This is a genomic window from Flavobacterium defluvii (assembly GCF_900129555.1).
GTDB classification, from domain to species: Bacteria; Bacteroidota; Bacteroidia; order Flavobacteriales; family Flavobacteriaceae; genus Flavobacterium; species Flavobacterium defluvii.
Genome location: NZ_FQWC01000003.1, coordinates 196,881 through 222,348, shown reverse-complemented (window position 1 = coordinate 222,348; position 25,468 = coordinate 196,881). Strand labels below are relative to the sequence as shown.

Sequence of the window (25,468 nt, the reverse complement as noted above, 5' to 3'; positions counted from 1 at the left end):
TTCTAATCTTTTTGTTCTATTCTAAAACCTACATCTGTAATACCTTCCAGAGCTTCGACTCCAGGTATTTTCCCTGATTCTCTAACAGCTTGTTTGATATGTACTTTGTATTTTCCTTTAAACTTCACATTTTCTTTGTAAAAAAGTTTACTTTCCTTTATATCAGTAAAACCATTTCCCATCAATGTTCCGTCAGGGTTTGCCATTTGGTATTCTAAAGTATCAACTTTTGTAAAACCACTTGGTGTTTCCATAGCCACAATCAAAAATAAATTATTGAAAGGATAATTGTTGTTATCTCTCAAATTTACAAACAAATTGTACTTTTTGGTAGAATCCAAAACCGGCAGGTCAAAAGTGACAATGCTGTCTTTGTGCCAGGCACTTCCAACAGATTTGTACTCATCGAATACTCTCTTTTTGTCGCACGAAAAAAGAAGTATCGCTGCCAAAAGAAGAATCCCGCTATTTTTTATTCTCATTTTTTGTGATAATTATAGGTTTTCTAGGTTCTGTAGGTTTGTTATCATTTGAATTTTGCTGATTCGGATTGTTTGATTTATTCGAATTTTTGTGCTTATTCTTATGATGTGGTTTATTTGGGTTGTTTTGCTTATTCTGCTGATTCGGGTTTACTGCGCCAGCTGGTTTATTATTTTGTGCCTGTTTTTGTTTTTCTGGTGCTGCAGCAACAGCTGTTTCAGCATTTTGTTTTTTCTTGCGATTTGGTTTTTTCTTTCTTTTTGGCTGATCAAAACGCGTTAAACTTTCCTGACCCATTGCGTTATTAAAATCTTTTTCCGGCTCTGAAGTAACTTCAATTGCAAAATCTTCTAAAGAAGAAACTTTGTTTTTTTGTTTATTTTCGGCAATAATTTCTTTTACCTGATCAATTTTCAAAACATGCCAGTTTGCAAAGTTATTTGTGTATGCAAACCACATCAATCCTTTAAAAATATCTTGTTTCTGGCAGACTGCGTCTCCTTTTTCGGTTATTAGCTTTGTATCGTAATCCGGAAAATCCTTCAATGCGTCCATATAAGTATCTAACTCATAGTTTAAACAACATTTAAGTTTACCGCATTGTCCGGCTAATTTTTGAGGATTCAATGACAACTGCTGATAACGTGCCGCAGATGTGTTTACGCTTCTAAAATCTGTAAGCCAGGTCGAGCAGCAAAGTTCACGGCCGCAGGAACCAATTCCGCCCAAACGAGCAGCTTCCTGACGGAAACCAACTTGTTTCATTTCGACTCTGGTGCTGAATTCTTTGGCAAAATCTTTAATCAGCATTCTAAAATCGACTCTGTCGTTTGCGGTATAATAAAATGTTGCTTTTGATCCATCTCCCTGAAATTCAATATCAGAGATTTTCATTTCTAGCTTATGGTGAATTGCCAATTCTCGTGCACGAACCTTCATTGGTTCTTCACGTTCACGTGCTGCTGACCAGATATCGATATCTTTTTGAGATGCTTTTCTGTAAATTTTTGGAACTTCGTTACTATCCGGATTAACTCCTTTTTTCTTCATTTGAATTTTAACCAATTCTCCTGTCAAAGTCACAATTCCAATATCATGTCCAGGTGAAGCAACAGTTGCTACAATATCACCAATACTTAAACTTAATTTTTCTGTATTTCTAAAAAATTCCTTACGTCCGTTTTTAAAACGTACCTCAACACAATCAAAAATCGCCTCTCCATTGGACGGACTCATGTTTGAAAGCCAGTCAAAAACCGTCAATTTATTGCAGCTATCGGTGCCGCAAGTCCCATTATTTTTACAACCTTTTGGTGCGCCGCCATCTGAGGTTGAACAACTTGTACATGCCATAATTATATATGTAGTGCTGCCAAAATGCAGCTTAAGTTCATAAACGTTTGATCGGTAAAGATAGTATTTTTTTTATTTGGCTATTTATAGATTAATTGTAAAGGGTTGTTAAATAAAAAAATGTGTTTTTATCAACTCCGATTTAATTTTTCAAACAATTTGAAAAAACCCTAAAATGTTTATTTTATGTCTTATGAAGGTTATTTAAATATACTCTCAAAATTATTTTTGCACCCAATTTTTAAAATTAAAAAAAATGATCGTAATATTTGGTTCTCAAATAGTTGAAATAGGAATTAAGAAAGGAACTTTTCATTGTTCAAGATGCAACAAGCAAAGAAATTTTATTTTAAAACAGGCTAAAAAATATTTTGCATTATTTTTTATTCCATTACTACCATTAGGAAAAATGGGAGATTCTTTAGAATGTACAACTTGCAAAACACTCTACGAGCCAAATTCGATATTACTAAACAACGACTCTGTTCAAAACACCTTAGAAGATATTCTCCCAATAACTTCAACTGGAAAAAGAATCGGAGCTTATATAATTGATCTTTTTTTGTTAGTAATATTAAATATTCCGTTGGCAATTTTCTCAAAACATTTACCCGAATATTTCAACACAAGATTTACACTTATTTTTCTGCCAATTTGGTTTCTTTATTTCTTCTTAATGGAATTGTTTTTTAAAGGAACACTTGGAAAAAAAATGATGTCTGTTATTTCAGTTTCAGATAATAACGAACCTATTTCTGCTTTAAGATACTTTTTAAGGGCTGTAGTAAAATTTATTCCCGTAATAAATATTATTCTTCTTTTTACTCCTAAGCGAAAAGGATTTCATGATTATGTTGCAAGTACTGTGGTTATTGAGAAAATGTAATTGAGAATAAAATTACTATTATAAATTCAAAAACATGAATATCGAATATAAATACACAAAACATCAAGTCACCAGAACTGCCAAGGCTGATATTTTTTCAAATAATAAACGGTATTTAATAAAATGTTGTTATGAACTAAGAGCAACGTACCAAATCAAAATATTATTGTCAGATGCAATCTCGAAAAAAGGTCAATTAATCATTAAAGTAAAAAAAGAATGTCTTTTAAAAAATGATTTAAAGCAATTAATGAAAGAGAACAAATCGCATATAAAAGTAGAAAGAACTTTAGATTAAATTACTATGGGTTTATATTTAGCAATTTTTAAAAATGAAGAAGAAATAAATGGCTTGGAAGTGGGAACTTACGAGTATTTTGGAATTTTTCGTGATTGCATTTATGAATTCATTGAAAACAGTTCTAATTGGGGAGATATTTGTCCAACAATTATGAATCATTCTGATTGCGATGGAAAATGGGAATCTAAAGAATGTGTAGAAATGATGTTTGAACTTAAAAAAGTAAAGAAAACGTTTCAAAAACAAGCTCCTAATAAAAAAGTTATAGATCAGAAAAAAGAATTGATAGATTTATATCAAATTAAAATTCTAAATCTCTACGATTGTTTCATTGATGTTGATGGAGAAAATCTAATCGATAGACTAATCGAATTGTGCAAAGATGCTATTGATAATGATCTTGATATTATTTTTCAATAATCTCGATTATAGTTACATTATTAAAGTTTGTCTTATCCTAACAATTTTCCGTCCTACAACAGTCATTTTCAAACTATAATCATCTTTAAATTTACAAGTAAAAACGTCTTTCATCTTTTATAATTTAGAGGTTATGAAAAAACTATTTAAAAAATTATTCATCTTACTTGCAATAATTATTGGCTTGTATCCTATAATTTACTTTTTGATTGACAGGAAATTTGGTCTTTTACAAACAAAATCGGATGAACTTTTATCCAATTTTTGTTGGAATGTCGCTTTCTATTCACATATCATTCCAGGCGGAATAGCTTTGCTTGTTGGATGGATTCAATTTATTCCTAAACTCAGATCTAAAAAAATCAAATTGCATCGCAACATAGGAAAACTATATGTTGCTTCTGTTTTAATAAGCTCTTTGTCCGGAATTTATATTGGAGTTTTTGCAACTGGAGGAATTTGGTCTGCTATAGGTTTTATTTCTCTTGCCTTAATTTGGTTTACATCTACACTTTTAGCTTATCTAACTATTAAAAAAGGCAAAATAAATGAACATCATAAAATGATGATTTATAGTTATGCTGCTTGTTCTGCCGCAATTACATTAAGAATCTGGCTTCCTTTATTAGTTTTGACGCTCAAAGATTTTACAATTGCCTATAGAATAACTGCTTGGGTTTGCTGGATACCAAATATTATTTTTGGCTATTTTTTAATAAAAAAATTAAACAGAAATATATAGTATTTATTTACTGCCATTTTTTGCTTGAAAATTTATTAGCTACATTTTAATTTTACTTTCACAATATTTTGTGTTTTTTGTAAGAATATTAAGAATATATTTGCTCGTTTTTAAACTTGTCTTGAAATTAAGACAAGTTTTTTTCCAAATAAAATTATTGAATCTTTAAAAATGAGAACTTTTGTATTTTTAGCATCACTTATATCTTTCACTCTCACTGCTCAAGTTAAAGAAAAAGATACTCTTTTTTTTAATCTCGATAAGTATTATACAATATCGTCATCGATTGAACTAAAACAGTCAAACGAAAAGTATACTCAAAAGCTGGCATTTCAAAAAATGCAATTTAGACAGACAAACACAGACGGTTACATTTATTTTACTGCAGATTCTCTTCCTCAAAAAGAAATTAAACCCAAGAAAATATTATCAATAAAGGATTATATTGAAAATAAGAAATTTTATTATGACGGCAATCATAATAAAATAGTCGACAAATGGAAACTTAAAGACTCATTAACTGATAAGTACGTTATCTTTTTTGTCAACGGTAATGAATTGATTAAGTCTAAAAATTTAGAATATATTTCTTATTATCCAATTCAAAAAGATTTAAAAATTGTAGAAAACAGAAGAAAGGATACGCTTTTTTTTAAACTGGACAATAAATACATTTACGAACCTGAGCATTGTACACCAAAAAGATATTTATTAAAAGATGGCGGAAAATCTAAAACCGGTACTTTTTTCTTTGAAGAATTCGATGTACAAACCCGACCAAGATTTAAATCTAAAAAAATACTTGATTTAGAAAGTTTCGTACATTCATCCCGATTTTACAACAGTGAACTAAATATAATTGAAGATCGTAATCTTTCTGATTTTTTTAGCAATTATGTTGTATTTCTTTTTAGAGATACTGATAACAAAGATGATTACATTCAAATTAAGAGTTACTCTACTATAGAATAAATCGCCGAAGGTTTAAGTTACATGAGGTAACAGCAAAAATCCCTATTTTGTTTTTCAAAAAGGGGATTTTTGTTTTTATTTAATGATTTTTAAGTTTCCTTAACCGTAATAATCTTAACCGGACAGGCCTTTGCTGCCAATTCACAACTCTCAAAAATTGTATGATTTGGAGATTTCAGTGTAAAAAATCCCTTTGTATTTACAGAATGAATCAAAACCGATTTTCCGTCTTTCTTTGACATTTGAAAATGAACCGGATCCATCTCAACACAATAATTACAGCCAATGCATTTATCTCTTTGTAAAGTTACGACAACCATTATGCTTCGACAATTTTATATAATTTGTCCGACATTCTGATTCTAAAAGGCAATTTGAAACTGCAGTCGTCACCTTTTGTAGCTTTTTCTCCAGCAGCATCGTTTACAAACATTTCATCGATAATCATTTCCTGAGCGCCTGTACTTGGTCCTGTAACTAAAATTTTATCTCCAATTTTAATATCGTAAGCTTCAATCTTAAATTGTCCAACCTCAGCTTTTGGAAAATAATGTATTCCTCTACCCACATAAACCTTTTTCTGTGTTGCGGCTGATCCTGGAATATCGCTCCACTCGCCTAATTCCTGACCTAGATAATATCCTGACCAAAATCCCCGATTGTAAACGGTTTCTAACGCTTGAATCCAAACTAAAGTTTTTTCTTTTGAAAAAGTTCCTTCGTAATATGCATCAATCGCTTCACGATACGTTTTAGTTACTGTTGCCACATATTCTGGTGCACGGCCACGTCCTTCTATTTTTAAAACCTTAATTCCGGAATCGATAACCTGATCTAAGAAATCCAGTGTGCACAAGTCTTTAGGTGACATCATGTATTCGTTATCCAATTCGATTTCGAAACCCGTTTCCTGATCGATAACGGTATATTTTTTTCGGCAGTTTTGTTTGCACGCGCCACGATTGGCAGATGAATTATGAGAATGTAAACTCAAATAACATTTTCCCGAAACTGCCATACACAAAGCTCCGTGACCAAAAATTTCGATTTCAACTAAATTTCCGTTTGGTCCTTTAATTTGCTCTTTTTCAATTTGGTCGGTGATATTTTTTACTTGACGCAAACTCAGTTCACGACTTAAAACCATTGTATCGGCAAATAAGCTGTAGAATTTTATGGTTTCGATATTAGTTACATTCAACTGGGTTGAAATATGGACTTCCATTCCAATTGATCTTGCCATAGCAATTACAGCCTGATCTGAAGCAATGACAGCTGTAATGTTTGCCTCTTTAGCTTTTGTCAATAATGTTTTTACGACTGATAAATCGTGATCGTAAATAATGGTGTTTAAAGTCAAATAACTACGAACGTTTTTGGCCTCGCATCGATTGGCAATTTCTTTTAAATCGTCAATCGTAAAATTCACCGTTGAGCGCGCGCGCATATTAAGCTGTTCTACTCCAAAATATACAGAATCACAGCCATTATCTAAGGCAGCCTGAAGCGATTCAAAATCTCCAGCTGGAGACATGAGTTCAATTTTTTTATGAAATGTCATTTTTGATTTAGTATTCGGATGACATGTTTTTGGATTTAGCCATCTAACAATTGGCAAAAATAATGTGGTCTAAATTAGATTTCTATGATTTTTATCATAGTCTATAAATTAAAAAGATTCTTTGCCGAAGATCAACATAGCCCACGGTTTCAACCGTGGGAAACGTATTGTTACGTAACGTTGTAGATTCACATTGTGTACCCACGGTTGAAACCGTGGGCAATATCTTTAACCGTTGCGCAATCTTTATCAAACATAGCCCACGGTTTCAACCGTGGGAAACGTATTGTTATGCAACGTTAAGGATTTGCATTGTGTACCCACGGTTGAAACCGTGGGCTATGTTTATATTTTATTGTGGTATTTTTGTCTATATATTGGTTGAATTTTCAAACCCGTGTAGTTTTACAAACTCTTCAAATTCCTGTTGTCCGTTCTTTTTGAGGTGATGCTGCTTTTGATTTTTTATATAATTATAAACAGCATCAAGCTGAGATTCGCTTACTGCAAAAGCTGCGTAACCAGTTTGCCACGCGAATTTTTCAGGAATTAGATTTACTCCATTTATACAATGAGAAGATCCTCCTTTTGCCTGACGAATTACATCTGATAGAGATTTTTTCGGATTTAATAAAAATAAAACATGTATGTGGTCAGTCATTCCGTTAATGATTCTAACAGGGCAATCCAACTCAATTAATTCATCGTGAATATAATCATGCACGTTTTTCTCAATTGAAAAATCAATTAATTCCTGACGATTTTTAGTCGCCCAAATGGCGTGAATCCATAATTTGGAAAAAGAATGTGACATTGTAAATTAGGGTTTTAAAAAACCGCTAATTTACAATTTTATACAATTTATCTGACAAACGAATACGAAAAGGAACCTCAAAAGTAACCTTATCACCAATTTTAGCAGTTTGAGTTTCTGCTCCATTAACGATAATTCTATTCAAAATCATTTCCTGATCTCCAGTAGTTGGACCAGAAATTAAAATTTTATCACCACTGTTTAACTCCTGGTTTTCGATAGTAAACTGTCCAACTTGTGCTTTTACATAATAATGTTCTGCTTTTCCAAGAAGTACTTTCTTTACTTTTATTTTCTGACGGATATCAGCTGGCTTTTGAGCTGTTGCCAAAGCAGTTTCTGGCAGTTCACCTGAATGTTTGAATTTAAGATTTTCAGATTTTCCTTTTCTGAATACTTTATTTCCAACTTGTTTTCCAGTTCTTAAACGAACCTGATCTACCAAAGGCATATGGATAATCTCTAAACATTCTGTAGAACAGCAGTTTTCCATTGCCGCTTTACAATCGTCACACTGAATAAACAATAGATGACAACCGTCATTCTCACAGTTGGTATGATTGTCGCAAGGTTTTCCGCATTGATGGCATTGCGAAATAATATCATCTGTAATTCTTTCACCCAGACGATTATCAAATACGAAATTTTTACCAATGAATTTGCTTTCTAAACCTTCTTCTTTCAATTGTTTAGCGTAATTAATAATTCCGCCTTCCAATTGATAAACATTTTTGAAACCGTGGTGTTTGAAATACGCACTAGCTTTTTCGCAACGGATTCCTCCAGTACAATACATTACCAGATTTTTATCGTCTTTGTGATCTTTAAGCTGTTCGTTGATAATTGGCAAACTCTCTCTGAAAGTCTCCACATCTGGAGTAATCGCGCCTTTAAAATGTCCAACTTCACTTTCGTAGTGATTTCTAAAATCTACCACAATAGTATTTGGATCATCAAGGATTTCGTTGAATTCTTTGGCTTTTAAGTGAACACCAATATTGGTAACATCAAAAGTCTCGTCGTTTAAACCGTCAGCAACGATTTTGTGTCGCACTTTGATGGTCAATTTTAAAAAAGAATGATCGTCTTGTTCTACAGCAACATTCAATCGTATGCCTTTCATGAAGTCGTAAGCTTCAAGAGTTTCTCTAAAAGCTTCAAAATTTTCGGCAGGAACACTCATCTGAGCATTAATTCCTTCATGGGCAACATAAATTCTTCCCAATGCATCTAGTGCATTCCAGGCAATGAATAAATCGTTACGAAATTTTTGTGGATCTTGAATTTTGGCATACGCATAGAAAGACAACGTTAGTCGTTGTTTACCGGCATCATCGATCATGATGGCTCTTTCTTCCGCGCTTAAAGTGTTATACAGTTGCATGCTATAAACAGTTTTAAGTTAAGAATAAATAATTAGGAATCTATAACTGGAATAAATTCGGGCGCAAAGGTAAGGCTTTCTTTTCAATTTTAAAAACAATAAAAATGGCTGATTTCTGAAACCATATAAGAGATTCAAGTTCATTTAAATAGAGCTTTTCTTTTAGATTGCATTCGCAACTTTGTTGCAAAAACAAAAAACAAACACTGTTTATCAATTCGTTATAAAATTTTCTTAAATTTATGTGGTATAATTTTAACATTTATGATCATGAATGCTTTAAAACTACCAAAACCAATCCTTCCCCTCTTCATTCTTTTAACCTTATTTACTTCCTGCAAAAAAGAACAGCCCAAAGCACCTCCTCCAATGCAGGCTCCTTTTGTTACGGTCAAAAGTGAAGATGTCCCCATTTATAAAGATTTTGCAGGACAGACTTTTGGAGATTTAGACATTGAATTAATCGCAAGAGTTGATGGTATTCTCACCGGAATTCATTTTAAAGAAGGCCAGAGAGTCAAAAAAGGCCAGCTTTTATATACCATCGACCCGTTAGAATATGATACCAAAGTAGAGCAGGTTCGCGGACAAGTTGCCGGCGCTCAAAGTAATTTGGTAAATGCCGAAGAAGAATTAAAAAGAATCCGTCCGCTTGCTGATATGAATGCAGTCAGTAAACGTGAATTAGATGCCGCTGTCGCGAAAGACAAAGCCGCACGATCCAACCTCAACAGTGTACAGGCCAGTTTAAGAAATCAGCAGATTGAAAGAAGCTACTGCGACATCAGATCTCCAATTGATGGTGTAATCGGACTTTCGAATGCCCGATTAGGAGATTATATTACCCGAATTGGAAATGATGCAAAACTCAATACCGTTTCCAAATTAGAAAAAGTAAGAGTTCAGTTTACAGTTAGCGAATCCGATTATTTACGATACCAAAAGCAGGTCAAAGCCGGAGAACGTATTACTGATCTTTCTTTAATACTTTCAGACGGAAGTACCCATCCATACAAAGGAAGTCTCAATTTCTCTGACACTAAAATAGATCCCACAACCGGAACTGTGACTATTGAAGCGCAGTTCCCAAATCCCGAAGGAACTTTACGATCAGGACAATTTGCAAAAGTCCGTGTTTTAATTCGCACTCAAAAAGATGCTATAGTGATTCCACAAAAAGCCGTAACTGAAATTCAGGGACTTTTTCAGGTTTCTATAATTGACGATAAAAACACCATTCAAACCCGAATGGTCGAAGTCGGTCAGAAAATTGGTGTCGACTGGATCATTACCAAAGGTTTAAAACCCGACGAAAAAGTAGCCATTATTGGTAATCAGTTTATTCAGCCCGGATCAACCGTTGTTCCGGTTCCTTATGTTGCCGACAAAGATAAAAAGCAGATTGCATCATCTCTAAACAACTAGATTATGGATAATTTCTTTGTACGCAGACCAATAGTAGCTATTGTTCTCTCCATTTTCATTGTTTTAATTGGAGGTCTTTCTGTCCTTTCGACTCCTATTGCCCAATATCCGGAAATTGCACCGCCTTTGGTACAAGTTTCCACGAGTTATCGTGGTGCCAATGCCCTGAATGTTGAGCAGGCAGTTGCCACACCAATCGAGCAAAAGGTAAATGGAGTTGAAAACATGCTTTACATGCAATCTACCAATACAGGTGATGGAAGTATGACGCTTAACATTACCTTCGACATGGGAACCGATCTGGATAACGCCACTATGCTGACCCAAAACCGAGTTAACGAAGCGACCAATAAACTTCCAAATGACGTAAAAACAACGGGAGTTACGACCAAAAAGTCGCTCTCAATGCCCATGCTGATTTTATCCTTATATTCTCCCAACAAAACTTTCGATGGAAACTTCCTGACTAATTATGCCAATATCAACATTGTAGATGCTTTGGCACGTATCAAAGGAGTTGGAGAAGTTACCCTTTACGGAGGAAGTAATTATGCCATGCGAATTTGGGTCAAGCCCGATATTATGGCCAAATACAATCTAACCGTTCCTGATATCATTCGCTCCATTCAAGATCAAAATGCTATTGCGCCCGGAGGAAAATTTGGTGCTCCGCCGGCAACTGAGAATAATGAGTTTACTTATAATGTTATGCTGAAAGACCGTTTGGTCAATCCGGAAGATTTTGAAAATATTATTTTAAAATCGAATATCAGCAATCAGCAGGTTCGTTTAAAAGATGTTGGAACGGTAACTTTAGGAACAGAAAGTTATGCCTCGATTGCCAAATTAAACGGAAACCCTGCCGGAACAATCGGAATCAAACAAATGCCGGGTTCGAATGCATTGGAAGTGGCGGAAAATGTAAAAAATACCATTGAAAGACTTAGCAAAAGATTTCCGCAGGATTTAAAATACCGTGTTTCTTTAGATACGACTCTTGCCATTTCTGAAGGTATCAACGAAATCATGCACACTTTGGTCGAAGCGATTATTCTGGTAATTATCGTGGTTTTTATCTTCCTTCAAAACTGGCGAGCGACTTTAATTCCGCTTTTAACCGTTCCTGTATCACTAATCGGAGTTTTTATGCTTTTTCCGTTACTCGGATTTTCCATCAATGTACTTTCCCTTTTAGGATTAGTATTGGCAATTGGAATTGTCGTTGACGATGCCATTGTGGTTGTAGAAGCCGTAATGCATCATATCGAACAGGGAATGTCTCCCCGAGAAGCCACCAATCAGGCGATGAAAGAAGTTTCTGGACCTGTAATTGCCATTGCGATTGTATTAACCGCCGTATTTATTCCCGTAGCTTTAACGCCCGGAATTACGGGAAGATTGTATCAGCAATTTGCTATTACAATTGCTATATCTGTGATTTTCTCTGCATTAAGTGCGTTAACTTTAAGTCCGGCTTTATGTTCTCTTTTATTAAAACCCAATCAGGAAGCAAAAGGCTGGCTCGGAAAATTCTTTAAATGGTTTAATGATAAGTTTGGAAAATTCACCAACAGATATACTGGCTTTTCAGGTTTTCTAATTAAAAAAACCGCCCGAAGCTTAATCTTCATCGGAATTATCGTTGGAGCGATTATTCTGTTGGGAGGGAAAATTCCTGGCGGTTTTGTACCCGAAGAAGATCAAGGCTATATGTTTGTAAACATTGAACTTCCCGGTGCTTCTTCTTTAGAAAGAACAGGAAAAGTGATTCAGAAAGTAGAACATATTTTATCTCAAAATCAAGGTGTTGAATATTATACTTCGGTTGCCGGATTTAGTTTAATAAAAAACTCGGTGGCGACCAACAATGGATTTTTCTTTGTCGCTTTAAAAGAATGGAAAGAACGCGAACAAGATGTTTTTCAGATTTTAAAAGAAGTCAACGGAAAAGTGGTTTTCGGAATTCCCGAAGCCACCGTTTTTGCCTTTGGTCCACCTCCAATTACTGGAATTGGAAATGCCGCGGGATTCTCTATGATGCTACAGGATCGGGAAGGAAATACACCGCAGTATCTTTTTGCAAATGCACAGCAATTCATGGCAGAAGCCAAAAAGCGACCCGAAATTGGAACGATTCGAACGACTTTTAATCCGAATGTCCCGCAAATTAGTTTGGACATTGATAGGGAAAAAGTTACCGAACTTAATCTTTCATTATCTGATGTAAATCTTGCCATTGGAGCCAGTTTAGGAGGACAATATATTAACGAGTTCAATAAATTTGGTCGACAATATATTGTATTGCTTCAGGCCGATCCGAGTTATACTGTAAATCCCGAAGACATTAATAAAATATTTGTTCGGAGTAAAGACAACAAAATGATTCCGATTACGAGTATTGCCACAATCAGAAAAGTAAGCGGACCTGAATTTACAACTCGTTTCAATTTGTATCGTGCTGCCGAAATTGGCGGAACTCCCGCTCCCGGATTTACTTCGGCCCAAGCCATGACTGCTTTACAAGAAACCGCTGCAAAAGTACTTCCCGCAGGTATGGGTTACGAATGGGCAAACATGAGTTATCAGGAAAAACAAGCGGAAGGAAAAGGAAATACTGTTTTCTTAATGGCATTGCTTTTCGTGTTTTTAATTCTTGCGGCTCAATACGAAAGCTGGAAACTGCCTTTCAGCGTTTTACTCGGAACACCTTTTGCCGTTTTTGGAGCTTTTCTTGGTTTATACATTTGTCGATTGCTAAGTCCTGATTATGTAAATAATGTTTTTGCTCAAATTGGACTCGTAATGTTGATTGGACTCGCTGCCAAAAATGCGATTCTGATTGTAGAATTTGCGAAAGAAGAATATGAAAAAGGAATGCCCGCAAAAGATGCTGCTTTGTACGCCGCAAAACTGCGCTTCCGTCCTATTTTGATGACTGCTTTTGCTTTCATTTTAGGGGTTGTTCCGTTGTTAACTGCAACTGGAGCCGGAGCTCAGGCCAGAAAGGTTATGGGAATGACTGTTTTTAGTGGCATGCTCGTTGCGACCATTTTGGGAGTTTGTTTGATTCCTGTGTTGTTTGTTTTTATTGAAACATTCGGAAAGAAAAAAACCGAGGAAACCGATGAACCTAAAACTGAAGAAAAATGAAAACTCTAAAGATACTTCTGGCATTATTTTTTATCGTAGTTTTTCCTTTCGGATGTATGGTTGGGCCAAAGTATACCAAACCAGAACAGCCTCAGACAGATTCATTTCGATATAGCAGTCAGCCAGCAGATACTACCAAATCGGTAACTACGATAAAATGGTCATCGATATTTAACGATGATGTCTTAATTAGTCTGATTGAAAACGGAATTCAGAACAATTATGATCTTAAAATTGCAATAGCACGTTTAGAACAAGTTCAGGCCAATCTCGGAATGGCAAAAGCCGATTTATTCCCTGCATTTCAATATTCTGGTCAGGTTAATAGTGCAGAAACTGTCATGCAGCCTTCATCGGCTTTTGCAAATATGTCGTGGGAACTAGATTTTTGGGGGAAATACCGTCATCAGACCAAAGCTTTACAAAATGAACTTTTAGCTTCGGATGAAGCACGAAAAGTAGTTTTGTCGAATATTGTAAGTGCAATAGCTATTTCTTATTTTGAATTGCGTGATTTTGATAATCAGCTTGAAATTACAACTCACACTTTAGAAACCAGACAAAAGGCTTACGATATTATCAACGAACGTTTTATAAGCGGTTATGTTGCCGAATTGGATAAAGTGCAGATTGAACAGCAGGTTGCTATTGCCGAAGCGAATATTCCTTTAATCAAAAGACAAATTACGGCTTTAGAAAATGCTATTTCAGTTTTGATTGGACAAGTTCCACAAGCGATTCCGAGAGGAAAAACCAATAGCGAATTGTTAATTTTGACTGAGTTTCCAACTTCTGTTCCATCGGCTTTATTAGAAAACAGACCCGATGTCAAACGTCAGGAATATTTATATAGAGCTTCTTTTGAAAGAATTGGCGTTGCACAGGCGATGCGATATCCATCATTTAATATTTCTGCAATTGCTGGTTTTACCAACATTATGATTAGTGATTTGTTTAATGATGGCTCTTATATACAAAATGCTGGCGGTGGCATTACTGGACCGATTTTCAATTTCGGAAAAAACAAACGCCGTGTAGATTACAACAGAAAGTTAGCCGAGGAAATGAAATTCAACTTTCAGAAAACATATTTAACTGCTATTGCAGAGGTTGAAAACTCTCTTCAAAACACAGCTATGTTCAAAGAAGAATGGACAGCCAGAAACCGACAAGTTGTTGCTGCGCAAAAAAACTATGATTTATCGAATGCGAGATATTACAACGGTTATGTTTCGTACTTAGAAGTTCTTGACGCACAAAGATCCTTGTTTGAAGCGCAGTTAAGCCTTTCGCAGTTAACCCAAAAACAATTGAGTTCTATGGTTCAGTTGTATAAAGCACTCGGCGGGGGATGGAATTAATTTTTTTGAGGTTCAAAGGGACAGAGGGACAAAGGTTTCTCTGAATTCTTAATAAAAAAGTATCGATTTTGCACTTATACATAACGCTATCATTCCGTAGGAATGTTTCGTTGGTAGAAAAAATTGCGATTGTCCACATTTTACGTTCCGTAGGAACGTCTGGTTTTGACATCGTTTTTTAATGAATTCAATAATCTCAAACGTTCCTACGGAACGTAAAACAAATATAACAATATAATTTTTCTACCGACGAGATGTTCCTACGGAACATTTATATAAAAGAAAAAGGGTTGTTTCATAAATGAAACAACCCTTTTTTAATCTTTGTAACTCTGTACCTTTGTCACTTTGTATCTAAAACCTTAGAACCTCAGCAACTCAGAACCTTAGCACCTTAAAAAAAATTAACAAAACTCGTTAAACGCATCCTGCAAATTCTCAGCGATCATTTCAGCTGGACGTCCTTCGATGTGGTGACGCTCTAACATGTGTACCAATTCTCCGTTTTTGAATAAAGCCATAGATGGGGAAGATGGAGGAAATGGGAACATATGTTGTCTTACAGCATCAACAGCTTCTTTGTCGACACCAGCGAAAACTGTAATAAGGTGATCTGGTTTTTTAGCTCCTTCTAAACTCATTTTTGCTCCCGGACGTGCATTTCTTGCAGCGCACCCGCAAACAGAGTTCACAACAACTAAAGTGGTACCTTCAGCTTTGATAGCATTCTCAACAGCTTCGGCACTATGTAAATCTTGAAAACCTGCAGCTGTTAATTCAGCTTCCATTGGTTTTACCATGTCTAGTGGATACATATTTTTGTCTTTTAAAATTTTACTTTTGAACTGCAAAGTTACAAAGTTTACTCGCAACTAGTTAATTTGAAGTATAAAGTTTTGTTATAGTACAATATTAATTTTTAGATCCAACATTTTTTAAATATCTAGACAGCTTCCCTATTCATTTTTTTATCTGGAAATTGATAATTGTATTGTTTTAAATGGCTGTTTCTGGCTCTTATTTTATATCGGGTTGTTAAAACTGTTGATTTATCCTGTTCAGAAATTTTGATAGTCGAAAGGTAATTGGAGGCATATTTTTTAAGAATTTCTATATTATCTGCTTCTATAGAATAAATTGTTTTTTTTCCTTCGTATTTTACATTGACCAGATTTGCTTTTTTCAACTCTAATAAATGTTTTGATATTGTAGATTGTGCCAGCGGAATTAATTCAACAATTTCACCACACGTTCTGTTATCTCTTTTCCATAGGAGTGTCATAATCTGAATTCGGACAGGATGTCCAAGTGCTTTGCATATTTTTCCTATTACTTCTGTTTCTATATCAAATTTTAAGTTCTTTGCAACGCCCATAAATTTGCATTATTTTTTTATCGTGAATAACCGATTATATTAGACTTATCCTGATTTGACAGGATTTTTTGAATCAGCAAATCTAAATGTTAACACGTTTTTCTAACTCCTTAAAAAGTTATTAAAACAGAAGAATAAGACATTTTCTAAAATAAATTTGAGAGTGAAGTATTATTTACCAAACTTGATAAAGATAGGTTTCATTAATCGTATCGTCTTCATTGATTGAAAACCCTTTCGAAACATCTTCTATGCTCTACAAACCAAAGTCTATAAAGTAATATGCTGGTTCAAACAAAGAAAAATATGCCGTTGGTATTCTGCTGTCGGTTTTAAGTTAATTTATTTTGAAAGAAAACAACTCTAAATAACGCTTTTAAAAATGGTGTTTTTGGACATTTTAAAATGACTTTTAAATCTTCAACCAAATTGGTTTCTTCATCTAAAAACTTGAAAATCAAATTTGGATTTCCTTTTTTAAATAAAGATGAAAAAATGCTGTTTCCTAATTCATTGTGATGATAAAGAATATCTAAAAGCAATAAATCGTAAAACCAAAACCGATTTTTTTTATGAAAATCCTTCATCTTGAAGTCTTCTTGTTGAAGAAATTCGATGAGTTGTGAAGATTTTTTATCGGAGTTTTTAAAAGTATAACCTGTACTTGCTTTTGTCCATCCTCCGGCAGTTCCAATATTTAAAACTCTTTTGGTATTTTTTTTCCAAAACGGATAACTTGTCATCGGGATACTTCCCTGCTCTTTTTCGAGAATTTTAAATTGATTTGCACCAAGTTGTTGCAAATAAATCTGAATCTCGTTTTCGTATTCAGTTTTTGGAAGAAGTTTTTCCGAAAACAACGTATATTCGACCAAAGCTTCAGTTTTTGAAATTGGTAAAACATACATAAATCTTGTATTTTCTTTTTGTTCTACCGAAAAATCCATGAAAGTAACTTCTTCGGGATTAAAAACCTCTTTTTCAGTTTTTACAAACCAGCCCATAAAGTGCTGCTGTAAAACAGGATATTTGGTTTGACTTTCGGCGAAAGCCTTAGTATAAATACTATTGAATAAATAATTGCAAGTGTATCGATTTTCTTCTGTACCAACAAAAACATGAGTTTCGAGTTCGTTGATATCGGTTACTTTTTCGTTTAGAAAAGTAATATTCGAATGTTTGGAAAGTGATGTAAAAACGAAATTATAAAAATCAATTCCATTTATTTGATTGTATTTATAAGGCTTTAACGCCAAATGGCGTTTGAAATTTTGATTGGCAAATAAAGCCAAATCCCATTTTTTAAAAATAACAGAATTCCAGGCTGATTCTTGTTTTTCCCAAAAACACCAGGTTCTGTCATTTGTTTTTTTTAAATCCTGATCTAAAAGCAAAATAGACTTATCTGTAAATTTCTCAGATAAAATCATTTTATAAACTGTCATCAAAGATGCTAGTCCTGTTCCTGTAAAAATGTAATCGAAATGTTTAATTTGCGAAGAATTCATTCTCAAAAATAAGAAATTTATTTTTCCAAATTTTCCAAAAGCACTTTAAAGTCCTTTGGCGATAAATAGTTGGAATACTGAAAGATGATTTCGTTTTGCTCATTCAAAACACATAAAACCGGATATACAATTTGATTATTGATCGTTCCTAGCTGCAAAGCCAATTCGTGAACGCCGACATTACTTCCCGAAGGTTTGTATTTAAAAGTCTGATTATGAAAAGTAATATCTCGTTTTTCTTCGGCATTAAAATCAATAAAATAAAAATTAGAGTTCAGTTTTTCGATGATTTCCTGATTTTTAAAAGTCGTAGTTTTCATTCGCTGACAAAACTGACACCAATTAGTATGAATAAAAACGATGATTTTTCGTCTTTGAATTTGCTGCAAGCTGTCTATTTCTTCAAAAGTTCTGCTTTGTAATTGGCAGAATGCTGTTGAAGTTATTAAGAGGAAGACGATTAGTAGAAGTAGCTTTTTCATTTTATTTTATTTTTTTGCCGCAGATTTCACGGATTAAAATAATTATAGATTCGACTATATAAAATTTTCATATCATTAAACTTGGACTGAAGTCCAGCTCTACAAGCTAAATCGAGCCTATGGCTCTTTAAGTTCCAACGGAACGAACTATTTTGTAAAGCTGGACTTCAGTCCAGTTTACTTATCATTTGCCATTATTTCAAAGTATATCGCAATCCCAAAAAACCTCGAATCGTTTGATTTTGCCCATAAACATAGGTAGTATCAAAAGTCAATCCGTATGGATTATCTGGTGTTACCATGACTTTTCCATTTGAATCGTATTGTACATTTTTGTCGAAAGGATCGTTTGTTCTTGAAATCAAAAATGGATTATTCTGTTTTGGAGTAAAGTTCAGTAAATTTTTGATGCCGCCGTAAATTTCAAAGTTCTTCCAGCCTGTATAGGTAAACTGAATATTTTGAATACTGTACCAGGGTGAATTTGGATTTCTTGGATCATATTCGTTCAGCAAAGGTAATTTCATCGGACTGTAAACATTTCCGGTATAATCCAACAATAAATTCCAAGGTTCAATTTTATATGAAACGCTCCAGGTCCCGGTGAAATTTTCGGTTAGAAAAGGTCTTTCTGAAATTTCGTCCTGAACATTTTTATTGTCTAAAAACGTTGCACCAATAATAAATTTTAAACCCGATGGAAAATTAAGATCAATATTGATACTTATTCCCTGACTTAAAGCATATCCATCAATATTATCATAAATAATTTTATTAGGATCTGTTTCATAATCTGAAATGATTTTATTGCTGAAACGGGTATAAAAAGCCGTCGTTTCAATTCCCATAAAAGTTCCATTTCCAAAGTTTATTTTCTGAATATAATTCAAATTTACATTTACAGATTGTTCCGGTTTTAAGTCGTTTTTGATTATTACATCTCTTGAACCTGTCAAAGCAGCGTGATCTTCGGTAAACAAATTCACAACCCTAAATCCTGTTCCGGCATTTAATCGGAAAATTGTATTTTCATTTGCTTTGAAACGATATGCAAATCTTGGTGTAAAAATAGAACCGTGAATTGAGTTATAATCGTAACGCGCTCCAAGCAATACCTGACTTTTTGGAGAAAATGTAATTTCGTCCTGGACAAAAATTCCCGGGAGCCATGTTTTTTCGGGGTTTTTTGTTGCCGTAGTATTATCGTTATAATAAGTGTATCGGGCTGCAGCTCCAGCCAATATATCATTTCTTCCTATTTTTTTGTCCCAGGTTAATTGCAAAAATCCGATTTTTTGATTCGCGATATAAGATGTCGTTCCGTATCGACTGTCTTGATAATGCACATTTCCAGAAAAAGAAAGCATTAGTTTTTCTTCAAATGGCAATTGATAACTTCCTATTAATTCTCCTCTTTTGGTATAAATACTTTCGCCATAAATTTCATCTCCTCCTCTGTATTTTTTCTCCCAGCGAACGTCTCCTCCCCAGCGATCTTCATACATTCCGCGCGCTGCAATCGTAAAAAGACGATTATCATTTCGCTGAAAATTCCATTTATTAAAAACCGAGATACGGTCAGAAAGCGTAACATCGGTAAAATTGTCTTTGTCTTTATCAATAACCTGATCGTAATTAAAGTAATTTACGCCTAAAAGAGAAATCGTTTTTTTACCAACATTAAACTTCATTCCCAAATCAAGATTGTTTTCGAGATAAGTCGTTGTAAAATAATCTGCAGAAAACATTGGAGCATTTGTAGGGTTCTTGGTAATAATGTTGATTAATCCTCCAACAGCTTCACTTCCGTAAAGAGAAGATGCGGGACCTTTTACAATTTCTATTCTTTCTACCAATGAATTCGGAATTCCCGATAAACCATAAACCGTCGAAAGACTGCTTACAATTGGCATTCCATCAATCATAACTAAAGTGTATGGCCCTTCAAGTCCATTTATATGAATATCTCCTGTGTTACAAACACCACAATTGAGCTGCGGCCGAACGCCGTTTATATTTTGCAGTGCATCATAAATACTCGGAGTTGGATTTTTTTTGAAGAAAACCGGAGAATAAACCTCAACCGGAACGGCGCTTTCCAAACGTTTTACCGGTTTTAAAGTTCCTGAAACTACAACTTCATTAAGTTGGTTTTCATTGTCTTCTAAATCAAAATCAAGACTTAAATCTTGTCCATTTATAATTGAAAATCTTTGAGTTACTGGTTTGAATCCTGCCGAAGTTACCTGAATCTTTCCATTTTCGCCAGTAACATTTTCAAAAATATAATAACCCAAACTATCTGAAACTGTTTTTTGATTTGTTCCTACTAATTGAACATTCGCGGCTTGTATTTTTTGTCCGTTGCCTGAAACAAAACCTGATATTTTTGAAGTCTGTTGGGCAAAACAAAACTGTAAATTAAACAATATCAATATCCAAATTGAATTTTTCATCGTGGTAAAATTAAATTTAGACAAAACTAAAAATTAAATTTGACAAATAATGATTTTAAATTTGGAAATTTATAACTTAAAATATGTCAATATGTTATATTTCTATTTATAAGATTAAAAACAAATAAAATTTTCAATAGCGTCCAGCTTTAGCTGGATGAAAATATAAACGAAACCAAAAGGGCTTTAGCCAAACTGATTCAATTAGGCTAAAGCCCCGTTTCGATTCAAATCTAATTCCCCTAGCTGAAGCTAGGGGCTATTTAAACTTTATAAACTTCAAAAATCCTCATCAGTAAGTTCTTTATTGATTACAGCTCCGGCAAAAGATCCTGTAGAAACCGCAATTGCCACAGATCGCATTTGGGTTGTGCAATCACCACTTGCATAAACACCGGCAACATTTGTTTTTTGCATCGCATCAACTTTTAATAAGCCTTGTTCATTTATATCGCATCCCAAAGTCTCAGGAATTGGACAATGCTGCTCAAAAGGTGGTTTCGCATAAATTGCCTTTACAGTAATTTTTTCCTGATTTTTCAAGATTATATTTTGAACATATCCATCTTGATTTTCAAAAGAATCTATTTCTTCTTCAAAAATTTGAACACCGTGTTTGTTAAGTGTTTCAGTTTGTTCTAATGTTAATTCCGATTTTCCATTCGTACATAATCGTAAGTCTTTTGTCCAATTCGAAATCAGTTTTGCATATTCAAATCCCATTTCGCCATTAGCAATAATCGCCGTCTTTTCATTTTTAACTTCATAACCATGACAATACGGACAATGCAGAACAGAAATTCCCCAGCAATTTTCAAAATCTTTTATTTCCGGAAACAAATCTTTGACTCCGGTTGCAAACAGAACTTTTCTGCAATTGAAAACTTCTCCAGATTCTGTTAAGATTTCAAATCCGTTATCTTTTTTGACAGCTTTTACAGCAAGTCCGCTATAAAAATGAACTGTTTTATAAAGATCGACTTGTAATTTGGCTTTCGCCGAAATAACAGCGGGCTTTTCTCCATCCTGTGTAATAAAATTATGAGAATGCGTCGTTTGTCTGTTGCAAGGCAAACCGCTGTCAATAATTAAAACCTGACGCAGCGCACGTCCCAAACTCATTGCTGCAGATAATCCGCTGTAGCTTCCGCCAATGATAATCACATCAAAATTCTTTTGTTCCATAATGAATGTTTTAATGATTTTGTTTTTTGTGTAATTTGTAATTAATTAAATGCCCAACGATCATTCCGATTCCGCCGAAATAAATCAGCTCCAAATGAATTTCTAAAAACAAATCTGTCAAAATACTTATCCAGATTAAACCCATCGAAACAATCAAAATTGACGAAACCAAAAGATTTGATTTTTTCGTAATTTTGATAACGGCAAATAAACCTATTGAAGCAAATAACAGATCGATAATTGGATTGTGAGATAAGCCAAAAGGGAGAATCGTTAAAAGTGGAAAAATCAAACAATGAACCAGACAGATCGTTGCGCTTGAAATTCCTAAAATATCGTAAAAGGACGAGGTTATTTTCTTCATTTCTTGTACATTTGTTTAATGCAATGTTGTTGCAAATATACACAATAAAAACAAAAGCAACATTGTTGCGTTAATTTTTTTAATTCAAAAATAAAATGAAAACTACACGTAACACTACAGCAAAGACAGCCGTTTTAGAGGTTTTTGAGAAATCTAAAACCGCACTGTCTCACACCGAAATTCAAAAACAATTGAACGATATCTGCGACCGCGTTACCATTTATAGAATTCTGGATCGTCTGTTAAACGACGATATTATTCATAAAATATCAAATCAGGACGGAACAGTAAAATATGCAAAATGCAATCATTCACATCAAAAAGTACACATTCATAACCATGCCCATTTTAGCTGCGAAAACTGTAATGAAATAACGTGTCTCGAAACAGTAAAACCGAGTTATATTATGCCTCATAATTATAAAGTAAATGAGATTAATTTTACCCTTTCAGGTTTATGTCCAAAATGTTTAAATTCTAACATTTAAGTTTTAGACTTGTCTAAAAATATTGTTGAGCGAATGTAATTTTTCTATATATTTGGTAAATCAATATTTTAGAAATGACCAAATCATTAGAAGAAGTACACGAATCAGTTTCTACAGAACATAAAAAAACAGGTTTCAGGAAAATATTAGCCTTTTTAGGTCCGGCATATTTAGTTAGCGTAGGTTATATGGATCCCGGAAACTGGGCAACTGATATTGCCGGTGGAAGCCAGTTTGGCTATACTTTAGTCTGGGTTTTACTTATGAGTAACTTAATGGCTTTGCTTTTGCAGAGTTTAAGCGCAAGACTTGGAATTGTTACGCAGCGTGATCTTGCACAGGCATCCAGAGAAACCTATTCAAAATTCATTAACTACATTTTATATTTTCTTGCTGAAATTGCCATTGCCGCCTGTGATTTGGCAGAAGTTCTTGGAATGGCGATTGGAATTAATCTCTTATTTGGAATTCCGCTTTTTGAAGGAGTTTTGATTACGGTTTTGGATACTTTCATTCTCTTGTTCTTAATCAACAAAGGAATTCGCAAAATGGAAGCTTTTATTATTGCTCTTGTTGCGATAATTGGTTTTTCTTTTATTTTTGAAATGATTTTTGCTGAACCAGAAGTTTCTAAAATCATTGCGGGACTTGTTCCTTCTATTCCAAATTCGGCTGCTTTATATATCGCAATAGGTATTATTGGAGCCACTGTAATGCCACACAATCTTTACCTGCACTCTTCTTTGGTACAAACCAGAAAATTTGACAGAACACCGGCAGGAATCAAACAAGCTTTAAAATACAATTTTATAGATTCTACAATTGCTCTTAATCTGGCTTTCTTTGTAAATGCAGCTATATTAATTCTGGCCGCTGCTACTTTCCACAAAAACGGAATGTTTGAAGTTGCCGAAATTCAGGACGCCCATAAATTTCTTGAACCGCTTTTAGGAACCAAATGGGCACCCGTATTATTTGCCGTTGCTTTAATTGCTGCAGGACAAAGTTCTACCGTTACCGGAACCCTTGCAGGTCAAATTGTTATGGAGGGTTACTTACATCTTAGAATTCAGCCCTGGGTACGCCGAATCATTACGCGTTTGATTGCGATTGTTCCGGCTTTGATCGTTATTTGGATTTATGGCGAAAGCGTAACTGGAAAACTTTTGATTCTCAGTCAGGTTATTTTGAGTTTACAATTAGGATTTGCGATTATTCCGTTGATTCACTTTGTAAGCGACAAATCAAAAATGAACGGATTTCATATTTCCAGAACTACGCAGGTTGTTTCCTGGATTATTGCTTCGATAATTGTTTCATTGAATGCGAAATTAGTTTATGATGAAATTACGTCTTGGCTTGCAAGTTCAAATCATCCTGTAATTTTGTGGCTTACAGTTGTTCCGCTTGCCTTTGGTTTTTTAGGTTTACTGCTTTACATTATTTTTAAACCTTTTATTGCCAAAGCCAAATCAAAAACTATAAATCATTCTCCACATAACCTGAAACTTCATTTTTCTCAAAAGAAAACTCAGGAAGTAAAAAATATTGCCGTCTCTGTTGATTTTTCTCATGCCGATGAAGCTGCTCTTAACCATGCTTTCGAATTAGGCGGAATGGAAGCCAAATACACACTTATACACATTGTTGAAACTGTTGGTGCTTTAATGTATGGAATTCACATTCACGATCATGAAACTACGATTGATGAAAAACTATTGTTAGAATACAAAGAAATGCTTTCGGAAAAAGGATTTAATATCGAAACAGAACTTGGTTTTGGAAAACCCAACAAAATAATTCCGGAAATCATTAACAACGGTCTTTTTGATATTTTGGTAATGGGAACCCACGGCCACACTGGATTGAAAGATATTCTTTTTGGCACAACGGTAGATAAACTGAGACATAAAATTTCAATACCTTTGTTGATTGTTAAATAAAGGTGCTAAGGTACTGAGTTGCTAAGATGCTAAGGTTTCTCTTGAAAGCTTTAGAACAAAACCTTAGAACCTCAGCTCCTTAGAATCTTAGAACCTCAAAAGAAAAAAAATGACTTTTTCAGAAGAAAATTACCTTAAATCGATATACCACTTAACCGCTGCTTTGGAAACGGAAGTAAGCACAAATGCTATTGCCGAAATAATGGAAACAAAAGCTTCTTCGGTTACAGATATGCTTAAAAAGCTGGCAGAAAAGGATTTGGTTAATTATAAAAAATACCAAGGTGTTTCTTTAACCGAAAACGGAAAACTGGCAGCCAAAATGATCGTGAGAAAACATCGTTTATGGGAAGTGTTTTTGGTTGAGAAGTTAAATTTCAGCTGGGACGAAGTTCATGATATTGCAGAGCAGTTAGAACATATTAAATCAGAGCAATTGATTAACCGTTTAGATGATTTCCTTGGAAATCCAACTGAAGATCCGCATGGCGACCCAATTCCAGATGCAAACGGCCGAATTATTAAGATTGAAAAACAATTACTTTCTGAATTATCGGAAAACCAAACCGGAGTTTGCGTTGGCGTAAAAGATACTTCTTCTGATTTTTTGAAATATCTGGACAAACAAGGAATTGCTTTGGGTTCTAAAATCGAATTTCTTTCTAAAGAATCTTTCGATTTATCGGTAAAAATCAAAGTGAATGAAAAGGAATTGTCTATTTCTAATAAAATTGCTTCTAATTTGTTTGTGAAGCTGGTTTAGTGAAAATACAATTTAAAAAAATCTGCCAGATTTAATAAATCTAGCGGATTTT

The 25,468-nt window shown here is 34.2% G+C and carries 24 protein-coding genes; 11 read left to right on the top strand and 13 right to left on the bottom strand.

Annotated features, from left to right (window positions below; translation table 11 throughout):
- Positions 1–2 precede the first annotated feature (2 nt).
- A complete protein-coding gene (locus BUC29_RS08570; protein WP_073415324.1) occupies positions 3–482 on the bottom strand; it encodes a gliding motility lipoprotein GldH in 480 nt (159 codons plus the stop codon).
- On the bottom strand, positions 466–1,836 hold the full coding sequence (locus BUC29_RS08565) for a PSP1 domain-containing protein (protein WP_073415323.1): 1,371 nt from the start codon (positions 1,834–1,836) through the stop codon (positions 466–468). Before BUC29_RS08565 ends, BUC29_RS08570 begins: the two co-directional genes overlap by 17 nt.
- A 256-nt stretch (positions 1,837–2,092) precedes the next feature.
- Between BUC29_RS08565 and BUC29_RS08560 the strand changes: the two genes are divergently transcribed.
- The 5 genes from BUC29_RS08560 to BUC29_RS08540 all read left to right on the top strand — a co-directional run bounded on the left by BUC29_RS08560 (position 2,093) and on the right by BUC29_RS08540 (position 5,157).
- Positions 2,093–2,722 carry an RDD family protein gene (locus tag BUC29_RS08560; RefSeq protein WP_073415322.1) on the top strand — a complete coding sequence of 210 codons (630 nt, stop codon included), beginning with the start codon at positions 2,093–2,095 and terminating at the stop codon, positions 2,720–2,722.
- Between the two features lie 34 nt (positions 2,723–2,756).
- On the top strand, positions 2,757–3,020 hold the full coding sequence (locus BUC29_RS08555; RefSeq protein ID WP_073415321.1) for a hypothetical protein: 264 nt from the start codon (positions 2,757–2,759) through the stop codon (positions 3,018–3,020).
- A 6-nt stretch (positions 3,021–3,026) separates the two neighbouring features.
- The gene (locus BUC29_RS08550; protein WP_073415320.1) at positions 3,027–3,443 is read left to right on the top strand and encodes an Imm70 family immunity protein; all 417 of its coding nucleotides are present in this window, start codon (positions 3,027–3,029) and stop codon (positions 3,441–3,443) included.
- 133 nt (positions 3,444–3,576) lie between these two features.
- Positions 3,577–4,185 carry a DUF2306 domain-containing protein gene (locus BUC29_RS08545; protein ID WP_073415319.1) on the top strand — a complete coding sequence of 203 codons (609 nt, stop codon included), beginning with the start codon at positions 3,577–3,579 and terminating at the stop codon, positions 4,183–4,185.
- Between the two features lie 171 nt (positions 4,186–4,356).
- On the top strand, positions 4,357–5,157 hold the full coding sequence (locus BUC29_RS08540) for a hypothetical protein (protein WP_073415318.1): 801 nt from the start codon (positions 4,357–4,359) through the stop codon (positions 5,155–5,157).
- Between the two features lie 89 nt (positions 5,158–5,246).
- Here the strand turns inward: BUC29_RS08540 and BUC29_RS08535 are convergent, their stop codons facing one another.
- The 4 genes from BUC29_RS08535 to trhO all read right to left on the bottom strand — a co-directional run bounded on the left by BUC29_RS08535 (position 5,247) and on the right by trhO (position 8,916).
- Complete coding sequence (locus BUC29_RS08535) at positions 5,247–5,477, bottom strand: ferredoxin (protein ID WP_073415317.1); 231 nt, start codon at positions 5,475–5,477, stop codon at positions 5,247–5,249.
- Positions 5,477–6,718 carry a peptidase U32 family protein gene (locus BUC29_RS08530; protein WP_073415316.1) on the bottom strand — a complete coding sequence of 414 codons (1,242 nt, stop codon included), beginning with the start codon at positions 6,716–6,718 and terminating at the stop codon, positions 5,477–5,479. Before BUC29_RS08530 ends, BUC29_RS08535 begins: the two co-directional genes overlap by 1 nt.
- A gap of 370 nt (positions 6,719–7,088) precedes the next feature.
- Positions 7,089–7,532: an IS200/IS605 family transposase gene (gene tnpA / locus BUC29_RS08525; RefSeq protein ID WP_073415315.1), complete on the bottom strand. Its 444-nt coding sequence runs from the start codon at positions 7,530–7,532 to the stop codon at positions 7,089–7,091.
- A gap of 25 nt (positions 7,533–7,557) precedes the next feature.
- Positions 7,558–8,916: an oxygen-dependent tRNA uridine(34) hydroxylase TrhO gene (gene trhO, locus BUC29_RS08520; protein ID WP_073415314.1), complete on the bottom strand. Its 1,359-nt coding sequence runs from the start codon at positions 8,914–8,916 to the stop codon at positions 7,558–7,560.
- Between the two features lie 270 nt (positions 8,917–9,186).
- On the opposite strand from trhO, the gene BUC29_RS08510 reads away from it, so the two are divergent.
- From BUC29_RS08510 to BUC29_RS08500, 3 genes are read left to right on the top strand one after another with little or no spacing between them, the layout of a single operon-like run.
- Positions 9,187–10,341 carry an efflux RND transporter periplasmic adaptor subunit gene (locus BUC29_RS08510; RefSeq protein ID WP_073415982.1) on the top strand — a complete coding sequence of 385 codons (1,155 nt, stop codon included), beginning with the start codon at positions 9,187–9,189 and terminating at the stop codon, positions 10,339–10,341.
- Positions 10,342–10,344: 3 nt separating this feature from the next.
- Positions 10,345–13,491: an efflux RND transporter permease subunit gene (locus BUC29_RS08505; RefSeq protein WP_073415312.1), complete on the top strand. Its 3,147-nt coding sequence runs from the start codon at positions 10,345–10,347 to the stop codon at positions 13,489–13,491.
- Complete coding sequence (locus BUC29_RS08500; protein ID WP_073415311.1) at positions 13,488–14,852, top strand: efflux transporter outer membrane subunit; 1,365 nt, start codon at positions 13,488–13,490, stop codon at positions 14,850–14,852. The genes BUC29_RS08505 and BUC29_RS08500 overlap by 4 nt, the downstream gene beginning before the upstream one ends.
- A gap of 404 nt (positions 14,853–15,256) precedes the next feature.
- Here BUC29_RS08500 and BUC29_RS08495 read toward each other — a convergent pair whose 3' ends face one another.
- The 7 genes from BUC29_RS08495 to BUC29_RS08465 all read right to left on the bottom strand — a co-directional run bounded on the left by BUC29_RS08495 (position 15,257) and on the right by BUC29_RS08465 (position 22,222).
- Complete coding sequence (locus BUC29_RS08495; RefSeq protein WP_073415980.1) at positions 15,257–15,667, bottom strand: BrxA/BrxB family bacilliredoxin; 411 nt, start codon at positions 15,665–15,667, stop codon at positions 15,257–15,259.
- Positions 15,668–15,795: 128 nt separating this feature from the next.
- Positions 15,796–16,227, bottom strand: a complete 432-nt coding sequence (locus tag BUC29_RS08490) for an ArsR/SmtB family transcription factor (protein WP_073415310.1) — start codon at positions 16,225–16,227, stop codon at positions 15,796–15,798.
- A gap of 332 nt (positions 16,228–16,559) precedes the next feature.
- On the bottom strand, positions 16,560–17,735 hold the full coding sequence (locus BUC29_RS08485) for a lycopene cyclase family protein (protein ID WP_073415300.1): 1,176 nt from the start codon (positions 17,733–17,735) through the stop codon (positions 16,560–16,562).
- A 17-nt stretch (positions 17,736–17,752) separates the two neighbouring features.
- Positions 17,753–18,217 carry a thioredoxin family protein gene (locus BUC29_RS08480; RefSeq protein WP_073415298.1) on the bottom strand — a complete coding sequence of 155 codons (465 nt, stop codon included), beginning with the start codon at positions 18,215–18,217 and terminating at the stop codon, positions 17,753–17,755.
- A 194-nt stretch (positions 18,218–18,411) separates the two neighbouring features.
- On the bottom strand, positions 18,412–20,673 hold the full coding sequence (locus tag BUC29_RS08475) for a TonB-dependent receptor (protein ID WP_073415296.1): 2,262 nt from the start codon (positions 20,671–20,673) through the stop codon (positions 18,412–18,414).
- A gap of 279 nt (positions 20,674–20,952) precedes the next feature.
- Positions 20,953–21,858, bottom strand: coding sequence for an NAD(P)/FAD-dependent oxidoreductase (locus BUC29_RS08470; RefSeq protein ID WP_073415294.1), 906 nt, complete (start codon positions 21,856–21,858; stop codon positions 20,953–20,955).
- A gap of 10 nt (positions 21,859–21,868) precedes the next feature.
- Entirely contained in the window at positions 21,869–22,222 is a 354-nt protein-coding gene (locus BUC29_RS08465; RefSeq protein WP_073415292.1) for a MerC domain-containing protein, read from the bottom strand.
- A gap of 95 nt (positions 22,223–22,317) precedes the next feature.
- Between BUC29_RS08465 and BUC29_RS08460 the strand changes: the two genes are divergently transcribed.
- The 3 genes from BUC29_RS08460 (at position 22,318) to BUC29_RS08450 (ending at position 25,416) form a co-directional block, all read left to right on the top strand.
- Entirely contained in the window at positions 22,318–22,710 is a 393-nt protein-coding gene (locus BUC29_RS08460; protein ID WP_073415290.1) for a Fur family transcriptional regulator, read from the top strand.
- A 74-nt stretch (positions 22,711–22,784) separates the two neighbouring features.
- The gene (locus tag BUC29_RS08455; RefSeq protein ID WP_073415288.1) at positions 22,785–24,653 is read left to right on the top strand and encodes an Nramp family divalent metal transporter; all 1,869 of its coding nucleotides are present in this window, start codon (positions 22,785–22,787) and stop codon (positions 24,651–24,653) included.
- 109 nt (positions 24,654–24,762) lie between these two features.
- Positions 24,763–25,416 carry a metal-dependent transcriptional regulator gene (locus BUC29_RS08450; RefSeq protein ID WP_073415286.1) on the top strand — a complete coding sequence of 218 codons (654 nt, stop codon included), beginning with the start codon at positions 24,763–24,765 and terminating at the stop codon, positions 25,414–25,416.
- Positions 25,417–25,468: the final 52 nt, after the last annotated feature.

Coding starts and splice junctions, on each gene's coding strand:
- BUC29_RS08565 (WP_073415323.1), bottom strand. CDS start 1,836: ATGGCATGTACAAGTTGTTCAACCTCAGATGGCGGCGCACCAAAAGGT.
- BUC29_RS08545 (WP_073415319.1), top strand. CDS start 3,577: ATGAAAAAACTATTTAAAAAATTATTCATCTTACTTGCAATAATTATT.
- BUC29_RS08450 (WP_073415286.1), top strand. CDS start 24,763: ATGACTTTTTCAGAAGAAAATTACCTTAAATCGATATACCACTTAACC.
- tnpA (WP_073415315.1), bottom strand. CDS start 7,532: ATGTCACATTCTTTTTCCAAATTATGGATTCACGCCATTTGGGCGACT.
- BUC29_RS08455 (WP_073415288.1), top strand. CDS start 22,785: ATGACCAAATCATTAGAAGAAGTACACGAATCAGTTTCTACAGAACAT.
- BUC29_RS08495 (WP_073415980.1), bottom strand. CDS start 15,667: ATGTATCCACTAGACATGGTAAAACCAATGGAAGCTGAATTAACAGCT.
- BUC29_RS08505 (WP_073415312.1), top strand. CDS start 10,345: ATGGATAATTTCTTTGTACGCAGACCAATAGTAGCTATTGTTCTCTCC.
- BUC29_RS08570 (WP_073415324.1), bottom strand. CDS start 482: ATGAGAATAAAAAATAGCGGGATTCTTCTTTTGGCAGCGATACTTCTT.
- BUC29_RS08490 (WP_073415310.1), bottom strand. CDS start 16,227: ATGGGCGTTGCAAAGAACTTAAAATTTGATATAGAAACAGAAGTAATA.
- BUC29_RS08465 (WP_073415292.1), bottom strand. CDS start 22,222: ATGAAGAAAATAACCTCGTCCTTTTACGATATTTTAGGAATTTCAAGC.
- BUC29_RS08550 (WP_073415320.1), top strand. CDS start 3,027: ATGGGTTTATATTTAGCAATTTTTAAAAATGAAGAAGAAATAAATGGC.
- BUC29_RS08510 (WP_073415982.1), top strand. CDS start 9,187: ATGAATGCTTTAAAACTACCAAAACCAATCCTTCCCCTCTTCATTCTT.
- BUC29_RS08500 (WP_073415311.1), top strand. CDS start 13,488: ATGAAAACTCTAAAGATACTTCTGGCATTATTTTTTATCGTAGTTTTT.
- BUC29_RS08470 (WP_073415294.1), bottom strand. CDS start 21,858: ATGGAACAAAAGAATTTTGATGTGATTATCATTGGCGGAAGCTACAGC.
- BUC29_RS08535 (WP_073415317.1), bottom strand. CDS start 5,477: ATGGTTGTCGTAACTTTACAAAGAGATAAATGCATTGGCTGTAATTAT.
- BUC29_RS08560 (WP_073415322.1), top strand. CDS start 2,093: ATGATCGTAATATTTGGTTCTCAAATAGTTGAAATAGGAATTAAGAAA.
- BUC29_RS08485 (WP_073415300.1), bottom strand. CDS start 17,735: ATGAATTCTTCGCAAATTAAACATTTCGATTACATTTTTACAGGAACA.
- BUC29_RS08475 (WP_073415296.1), bottom strand. CDS start 20,673: ATGAAAAATTCAATTTGGATATTGATATTGTTTAATTTACAGTTTTGT.
- trhO (WP_073415314.1), bottom strand. CDS start 8,916: ATGCAACTGTATAACACTTTAAGCGCGGAAGAAAGAGCCATCATGATC.
- BUC29_RS08540 (WP_073415318.1), top strand. CDS start 4,357: ATGAGAACTTTTGTATTTTTAGCATCACTTATATCTTTCACTCTCACT.
- BUC29_RS08480 (WP_073415298.1), bottom strand. CDS start 18,217: ATGAAAAAGCTACTTCTACTAATCGTCTTCCTCTTAATAACTTCAACA.
- BUC29_RS08530 (WP_073415316.1), bottom strand. CDS start 6,718: ATGACATTTCATAAAAAAATTGAACTCATGTCTCCAGCTGGAGATTTT.
- BUC29_RS08555 (WP_073415321.1), top strand. CDS start 2,757: ATGAATATCGAATATAAATACACAAAACATCAAGTCACCAGAACTGCC.
- BUC29_RS08460 (WP_073415290.1), top strand. CDS start 22,318: ATGAAAACTACACGTAACACTACAGCAAAGACAGCCGTTTTAGAGGTT.